The following is an 8,242-nucleotide window of genomic DNA, read 5'->3' as shown; positions in this document are numbered from 1 at the left end:
CGCCAATCCCGAATACAGCCGGATCGTTGCCTCGGTTCGATTGATAACAGCCGTCGAAGGTGACGATTTCGTCACCGTGGGTACGCTCACGATACCAGAAATCGGTGCCTTTCGATTGTCTTCAGCTAGTATATAACTTCCTGCGCCATGACGACGGACTCTGGCGTACTTCCAAAAATGTGGGTTAGGTTACTGAAGCATGGTGGCTGAATATGTGCATCCATTGGGGAGCGCTCATGTCCGAAACGTGCGGCGAGACGACATCCATACCTCCTGATCAACAAGTCAAAAGTTCAAGTGCGCTGAGCCAAGCAGGCTCAGGTACTCTATCAAGTGCCGATATCAAGGCCACCTTGCCGACCAACGATGACCTGACGATAGCTTCCGACGGCCTTGTAGCGGTGGATTGCACCGCATTTAGTTTGCATTGATTGAACTCCCGGCGATCGGACAGAACGACCGGGAGTCTGGGAAACCTTAGCCGCGTTGCGTATTCAGTTGGTCGGAACGCAAGGGTGTCAGGCGCGGGACCAACATGGGAACCATCGCTTGATACGCGCGATACGTATCGCCAAACTCGCGCACCAGAGATCTTTCTTCGAACCATAGGCCAATCATCACGTAAACCGTCATCAGCCCGGCAAAGAGCGCGTGACCAACTGTCATGTGTGGCGTGCCGAGTAAGACCAGGATGACACCAAGCTGCATCGGGTGGCGTACAAAACGGTATAGTCCGGGCGTTTTGAACTGCGGCTTGGGCATAAGTTGAGCGCTGTTTGCAGTCCAAATCTGACGCAGACCAAACAACTCGAAATGGTCGATCAGAAAGGTCGAAAACAAAACCAGAAAGACACCCAGTGCACAGATGCTATAGGTCAGCCACGCCAGGGCACCATCGACGATCCAGATCGTTTCGGGCAGCGGGCGCCACTGCCACATGGCCAGGATCAGAAACAGGGCCGATTGCAGCACATAGGTACTGCGTTCTGCATCCGCAGGAATGATCCGCGTCCACCAGGATTTGAACACCTGTCGCGCCATGAGGCTGTGAAAAAAGCCAAAGAGGAAGATCAGCCCGACATTGATGACGACGGCGACGGGCCATGCAGATGAGGTCCCATCGTTGATCGCCTTCGGAACGGGCAGTTGCAGGAGAAAGCCGATCATATACAGAAAGGCCAAATTGAAAAGAACATAGGCAGCGGCGCCATATAGGATCAGACCAGGGCGGTTCATAAGTCAGGCTCCAATTCATCTTTGTTTCAGATAATCCCTGTTTGCCCGAGCCGGGCGATGCGATGCTTGGTCCTTTCATGGAGGTTTTCTGGTGATTTTCTGAAGACTTGACGATTATGTGTCCTGGCCGCTGCCAAAGCGCTTTGCTTGGGCACGAAAACAACGGCATATGGGTGCCGCGAATTGCGTTCAAGCTTTACGAAAAAACTGAATTCGCGCAGAATTGCCCTGTGAAATATGCATTTGATCAATACGTTCTGGACGCAAGCCGCCTGCAATTGACGCGGAAAGACGTTCCAATTGCTACAGAGCCGCAAGTATTTGCGCTGCTTCGGCATCTCATTGAAAACCGCGAACGTGTCGTGTCGAAGGACGAGATATTTTCGGTTATCTGGAAAGGCAGGATCGTTTCGGATGCCGCCCTAAGCAGCCGGGTCAAGGCAGTCAGAGCGGCCATTGGAGATGACGGCGCGCGGCAGGCTTTGGTGCGAACTGTACACAGGCACGGGTTTCAATTTGTCGGCACGGTCGAGGAAACGCATGACGAGACCGGCTCTGCAGCGGTTTTATCGCAACCCTCAATTGCCATCATGGCAACCACAATGGTGCATCCAACAGATGCTCAACGGGCCTTTGGTGAAGGGTTAGAGGACGATATTAGCGCAGCCATTGGTCGGGTTGGAACGATTTATGTCGCGCGATATTCAGGTCAGGACGACGCAAAGCAAGCCGCCGAGGAATTGGGCGTTCGGTACGTACTTGGGCTCAAGCTGCGGTTTGCGGGTAATGCATTTCGCCTGAATGCTTCTTTGTTGCATGCCGGACGGCAGGCAGAGGTTTGGGCAGATCGTTTTGAGGGACAGCTTGACAACCTTTTTGAGGCGCAAGACTTGGTGGTTGCGGCCATTTTGGGCCGCCTCGTCCCGAATATCATGATGGTTGAAGTGCAACGCGCGTTGGCTGAGGCTGACTTGACGGATGCATATCATGAACTCCTGCGAGCGACGCCGCTTTGCATGCGCATGGATGCGGACGACAATCGGCAGGCCGTGGTTCATTTGCGACGTGCATTGGTATCAGATCCCGAACATGCCTTGTCCCATGCTATGCTGGCATGGTGTCTGGGACAACAGGCTATGTCCGATTGGGCACCGGATGGTCCGACAGCGCTCTCAGAGGCGATGGAACATGGCAAAAGCGCGCTTGACCTTGCGCCGCGCGATGCATTGGTTCTGACTTTCGTGGCCACGGCCGAGGTGGCTGCAGGGCAACATACTGCAGCGCGCCATCACCTTGAGACTGCCCTTGCGCTGGACCCAAGTCTGGCTTGGGCCTGGGCCATGTTGGGGGCCGTGGAAACCTTCGCCGGGAACATGAACGAAGCAGTAGCAAACTACGAAAGAGCTTTGCGTCTTAGCCCGCATGATCCGATGCGGTTTAGCTATTACTTTGGCATTGGCGCCGCCCGATACGGATTGGGCGAATATGAAGATGCCTTATCTCTGCTTGAACAAGGTTACATTGAAGCGCCCGGCTCCACATGGGCACCGCGATTGATCTTAGCCTGTGCTGCCGAACTTAACCTGACCGACCGGATGCATGCCATGGCCGCAAAAGTTCGTAGCGTGAGGCCGGATGCCACTGCCGAAAAACTTGTAGAAGCAAGTGTCGTGAAAGATCAAGTATACCGTGATCGAATGCTCAGTTCATTTCGCAAGGCTGGTTTTTAAAAACTCAGATCCCGCGCCTACGGCTCAAGCGACCTTTCTGTTTGGTTGGTAGTGTTTCAGGCGCGCAATTTGCGTATCGCCAAATCCACGCAAGGAGACTGTCTCGGCCTCACTGAGTTTGAATTCGTCGATCAATTCGTCGCGCATCGAGTCGCATATCGTGATCTCCATGGGGTTTGATTGAGCTTGCAAACGCGCGGCCATGTTCACCGCAGGGCCAAAGACATCATAGACGTATTTCTGAACACCGACCACTGAGCCTACGACAGAGCCGCTGGCGATGCCGATGCGAGCGCGCCATTTGTGCGGGTGCATTTGATTTCGTCTCTCCAGAAAACGCATCATTTTAGCCGCGACCCGCGCGGCAGAAAGTGCGTGATCTGGCGTGGAATGGGGTAAGCCCGTCACCGCGATATAGCAGTCTCCGATAGTTTTAATCCGCTCGCTGCCGTGAAGTTCTCCAATTTGATCGAATGCGGTGAAAATAGAGTTTAGTTCAGAAACAGTTACATTCGGATCGCCCGCTGCGGCCATCTTGGTAAAACTCACAAAATCGAGCATGATGACCGTCACCGGCTCGAACAACCGAGGGGTGACACATCCGAATGTCATGAACTCCTCGTAAACAGATTTTGGCATCATGTTCAGAAGAAGTTTTTCAACCCGCCTGTTTTCCCGCTCCAACTCGCGGGTTCGCTTGTCAACCATGGCTGCATAGCTGTCGATCATGGCTTCGGTCTCGCGCAGGCGCGAGATGTTATGGCCTTCGATGATAATCAACCTGTTGCCTTCGTGTTCCGCTTCATGGGCACTGAGTTCAACGACCAAAGTCCGATTTTTGACTTTGGTGCGAACCTCCACCGGTTTCCGGCCTGGCAAATCCTTCAATGCATGAGACGTACCCAGAGTCAAAACTTGCCCTTTTGTTGCGTCTCTGAACCAGTTCCGAAACGTTTGGTTTAAAGAGACGATGACACCATCGTCAGCATCAACTATGCAGATCCCAACATTGATAGAGCTAAGTAGCCTCGCACTGATATCTTGTATTTTCATAGTACTACCCAACAATGAGAGAACGGCGCGCTTCAACAGCACTCAGTGTTTTGGAAAGATCGTCCGGAGCAAAACCCGCATCGGTAAGCGTTTCACCCAAGAGCGCTATGACTTCATCGAACTGCACATTTGTGACGGTCAAATGATGATGAGCGCTTACCAGTCGTTGATCCGTGTACTTCGCGGGACCACCGAGAACCGAGGCGAAGAATTTTGTCTGGTGATCAATGAGTTTGGCCATGTCGACGTCGTCGAAAAACGGGCCTACGATATCGCTGTCCAACACCCGATCATAGAAATTAATGATCACCGAATGCAAAGCACGCATGCCGCCATATTTATCGAAAAGCGGAAGTGATCTTTTGTGTTCGGACCGCCCTAGCATGGAATGTCTCCTAACGATGGCTGGCCCGGCGAAGTAACGCCGGGCTGATGGTTTTTCATGCGCGATGAATGATGATCTCGGAGTATTCCGCCGGAACGATCATAGCCTGAGTATCGGTCGAGTAATTCCGCGCAATTGCGATCAGGTCTGCTGCGAGTTGCGGTGCACGCTCGCCGACGGCGCCAAAAGCTTTGTGCATTGGGCCGTAAATTTCGCGCCACCGTTCCACCCAATGTTGTGGTGAACGTTCACGGAAGGTGAAATGGCGTTTCGTGATTTCGATTTTTTGAGCTTTTGCCCCGAAGAGCTCTTGCAAACGCGCCTCGGTACCCCATTCCAACGGAGAACGAACGCCGGAAACCGGTGGCACATGCCGTCCGATCGTTCGAAACACTTCGCCTATGAAACTTTCTGGCGTCCAGTTGGCAAGACCGATGGTGCCTCCGCTGCGGCAGACGCGCAGCATTTCATCGGCGGCCGCCTGTTGATTGGCCGTAAACATGACGCCGAATGTAGATGTGACATGATCAAATGACGCCCCCTCAAAGGGCAGGTCTTCTGCGTCGGCTTCTCGAAATGTAACGGTTAACTGCTCGGCTTCGGCGCGAGCGGCACCCGCGCGCAACAGGCTGGTAACATAGTCTGTAGAAACGACATTGCAGTGTCTCCGCGCTGCAGCCAGGGTTGCGTTGCCATTTCCGGCGGCAACATCTAGTACGCGGGCGTCGGGTCGCAAATCCATCGCTTCGGCAAGGGTTTCACCGACAATTTGTAGAGTCGTGCCTACGGCGGCGTAATCACCCGACGACCAAGTAGCGTGTTGTATTGACTTCACCGCGGCCAGATCTGGCGCGGCGGCAAGTGAGGCTGCTGTATTCATTTTCTGTCTCCATCGATTTCGCTTTCAATGGAACAACCCTTGCCAAAGTTCGGAATTTGAAACTTGCAGAAGACCTGTAGAATGTCTGATGTTTTCTGCAGGTTTGTCGATTTCTAGTTGTTTCGATTGAGATCGGTGGGCTCCTCGTCGTGCGTCGCACCCTATCAAGTTGAGTTCGACGATTGCCGCTGACAAATGTCCGCGATGCGCGTGCGGCTGCGACGTCTGGATTGAGTGTTCAATGACTGGTTTGGGCCGGGGCCAGACAATCAGAATGTCGCGCGATCCGTATCTACGATCAGAAGGGAGCATAGAGCGCATTCTTGCTAAGCCGGACGACAAGCCCTCCACACCAAGTCTCAGGCGCTTTTTTTTGTCGAAGGCCATTGCTGAGGTGTCCAAATCGTGCAGCGTATATATGGTACCGCATTGATAAAGGGTAATTACACATGATCCTGGGATATGCTTCAAGCACCTCCGTTGTTCAGGGGCGCTCAATCGACTTTCACCTGTCATTGGAACCTGGCGACGCCTCCCCTCAAGGCACGACGCTGACTATCCAGAACGTCGCCGAAACTTCCATCGCCACGACCGTCGCTGTCAGGGTTTCGCGACAACCGATCCCAACAGAGCGCCCGTGGGAGGGGTTCGGTTGGACCCGGACCATAACCTTCCGCGTGCCCAGCGATTGGCCCTCGGGCCTCTACCGGGTCTTCTACGACAATGACGGCACGACCGCGAACCTAATGTCCTTCGTCGTCCGGCCGGTCACCGGCCACAGAACAGCGCCGATCCTGGTCCATGTCAGCTATCTCACACCGGCCGCTTATAACCCTTGGGGCGGCAAAGGCTTTTACCACCCGGCAAACGAGGACGGACCCGAGCCCAGGGCCAGGCGTGTCGGAATGGACCGGCCTTCGGCGCAACCAGTGGTCGCCCGTCTTGACCGTCCGAATGAATTCGTGCGCGATGCCGGCCTGCTCGCCTGGCTCAAGGACGAAGGGTTCGAGACTGATTGTTGCTCCAGCTACGATCTGCACAGCAAGCCTGCGATGCTTTCCCGCTACCAATGCCTGGTCCTGTCATATCATGACGAGTACTGGACGAAGGAGATGCGCGACAATGTCGAACGTTTTGTGCGCGCGGGCGGCAACGTGGCGGTCCTTTCGGGCAATACCTGCTACCGGCAGGTACGATTCGAGGATAGCGGCCGCACAGTCGTCTTCTACAAATACGCCAGCCTCGACCCTCTTGCCGAAACACGGCCCGACGAGGCGACTGTAGCGGTCGCCGAACCACCCGTGAACCGCCCACAAAACACGCTCTTGGGCGCAGGCTTTACCCACGGCGCGTGGTCCGGCCCAATCAGTGACGAGGACCGACGCGGCTATCGCATCCGCTTTCCTGATCACTGGGTCTTCGATGGGGTGACAGTCCGCGAGACCTCATCGTTTATGCGCTACGAAACCGACGCTGCAGCCTATGCGGAGGAACCCGAAGGCTACCCCCGCGTCACAGGCGAAGAAGGCACGCCGCTCAACACAACCGTGCTTGCCACTGCCGATCTGCGCCACTGGCCCGGTAAACCGGGGCGCGCGACCATGACGCTCTATTCCCGGCGTGGCACGGTTTTCAACGCCGCGACAACCGACTGGGACGACGCGGTCAGAACCGACCCTGTCGTCGCCCAGATCACCCGCAACATCTTTCGCAGGCTCGGCGGCATCACTCGCTGGGACTGGGAAATGGTTGGCCATGCCAACGATCCGACCGCCATGGCCGCGCTGGAAGGTAAGCTTTTCCTGGCCACCGAACATGACCTGCTCTGGCGCCGATTCCCGGTTGGCGCCGACGTGCCCTGGAGGGAAATCGGCCATGCCAACAATGTGATCTCCATGACCTCATCGGACGGGCGGCTCTTCTGCCTGACCAGCGACAACCGACTGTGGCACCGTTCGCCTGTCGAGGTTGAGGTTAGTTGGCAGTTGATGCGGGTGCGCCCTCCGTCCGGCACACGTGCCATTGCTGGAGCCGGCGGGATGCTGTACGCTGTGGATCGCGACGGTGCACTCCATCGCAAGGCGGCCGACGGCACCTCAAATCCGTTCCGCCGGATAGACAGCTTTGAGCGCAACGACAAGATTGTCACAATGACGTCCTACAGCGACATCCTGTTCGCGGCCACGTCCGAGAACCGTCTTTTGCGCACCAATCGTGATTTTATCGCCGAAAGCAATCGCTGGACGGACATCCACCATTGCTTCTTCGCCAAGGGCCTTGCGATGGTGGACTGGATACTTTATGTCGCTACGTCCGAGAACCGGCTATGGCGGATCGACCTCTTCTCGCTAGACCAGCCCTGAGCCAATTTCGGGGGAAAAGTACTGCCACCAAAGGTTCGAAAGGGCCCACTAGCAAAACCGGCCTTCCAGGCCTTTCTAGCACTCCACAGCCACCGGTCTCGTAATGCCGATATACCTATTGCAGGCAGAACGACAATTCGCTTCATCTATGGAGGTCCGCCCTGGCAGTCTATTTGGGCCTGCACCGCCTTCTCTAATTTGAGCGGTGATACCGTTCAATATGCTCGCCTTATCAGGCTCGAAAAAGGAAATGTCTTCAATTGCCTGCGGAGGCGTTAGCCCCCAGAAGGCTGAGTTTCCAGCTCGAACTCGGCCAATTATCCAGCCGTCTGGGCGAAAGTGAAAACTCTCCTGAGCAATAGTTGGTGCGCCGGGTTCTCGGACAAATCGTAGTTCAGAAGTACTCTCTCCGGTTGATTGGCCCTAGCTTACCAGAACTTGAGTAGAGCCCATCGAAGGCAAACAAAAATGCAATAAAACAAGTAAGAAGAAACGGCCCGCAACCAATATTTAACAATTAGCACCTACACAATTTACTTCAAAACACTCCTGCAATTTAGCTGTATTGGCGCCCCAAATAAACATGAGCTGTAAA

General features: G+C 54.9%; 6 protein-coding genes. 2 read left to right on the top strand and 4 right to left on the bottom strand.

Going from position 1 to position 8,242, the window contains the following annotated elements; translation table 11 throughout:
* Positions 1–477: 477 nt before the first annotated feature.
* Complete coding sequence (gene mddA / locus ACR0NF_RS06630) at positions 478–1,236, bottom strand: methanethiol S-methyltransferase (RefSeq protein WP_480668204.1); 759 nt, start codon at positions 1,234–1,236, stop codon at positions 478–480.
* 230 nt (positions 1,237–1,466) lie between these two features.
* Here mddA and ACR0NF_RS06625 point away from each other — a divergent pair, with 230 nt between their 5' ends.
* Complete coding sequence (locus ACR0NF_RS06625; RefSeq protein ID WP_480668203.1) at positions 1,467–2,966, top strand: winged helix-turn-helix domain-containing tetratricopeptide repeat protein; 1,500 nt, start codon at positions 1,467–1,469, stop codon at positions 2,964–2,966.
* 24 nt (positions 2,967–2,990) lie between these two features.
* Here ACR0NF_RS06625 and ACR0NF_RS06620 read toward each other — a convergent pair whose 3' ends face one another.
* The 3 genes from ACR0NF_RS06620 to ACR0NF_RS06610 are packed head-to-tail and all read right to left on the bottom strand — an operon-like array spanning position 2,991 to position 5,284.
* Positions 2,991–4,061, bottom strand: a complete 1,071-nt coding sequence (locus ACR0NF_RS06620) for an adenylate/guanylate cyclase domain-containing protein (RefSeq protein WP_480777957.1) — start codon at positions 4,059–4,061, stop codon at positions 2,991–2,993.
* Complete coding sequence (locus tag ACR0NF_RS06615; protein WP_480668201.1) at positions 4,024–4,404, bottom strand: group I truncated hemoglobin; 381 nt, start codon at positions 4,402–4,404, stop codon at positions 4,024–4,026. Before ACR0NF_RS06615 ends, ACR0NF_RS06620 begins: the two co-directional genes overlap by 38 nt.
* A gap of 55 nt (positions 4,405–4,459) precedes the next feature.
* Positions 4,460–5,284: a class I SAM-dependent methyltransferase gene (locus ACR0NF_RS06610; RefSeq protein ID WP_480777956.1), complete on the bottom strand. Its 825-nt coding sequence runs from the start codon at positions 5,282–5,284 to the stop codon at positions 4,460–4,462.
* Positions 5,285–5,733: 449 nt separating this feature from the next.
* Between ACR0NF_RS06610 and ACR0NF_RS06605 the strand changes: the two genes are divergently transcribed.
* Complete coding sequence (locus tag ACR0NF_RS06605) at positions 5,734–7,647, top strand: N,N-dimethylformamidase beta subunit family domain-containing protein (protein WP_480777955.1); 1,914 nt, start codon at positions 5,734–5,736, stop codon at positions 7,645–7,647.
* Positions 7,648–8,242 lie beyond the last annotated feature (595 nt).

It is taken from the genome of Ruegeria sp. CF4 (assembly GCF_056537345.1).
The sequence above is the reverse complement of the archived record's forward strand: the minus strand, read 5'-3'. Positions and strand labels throughout refer to the sequence as shown.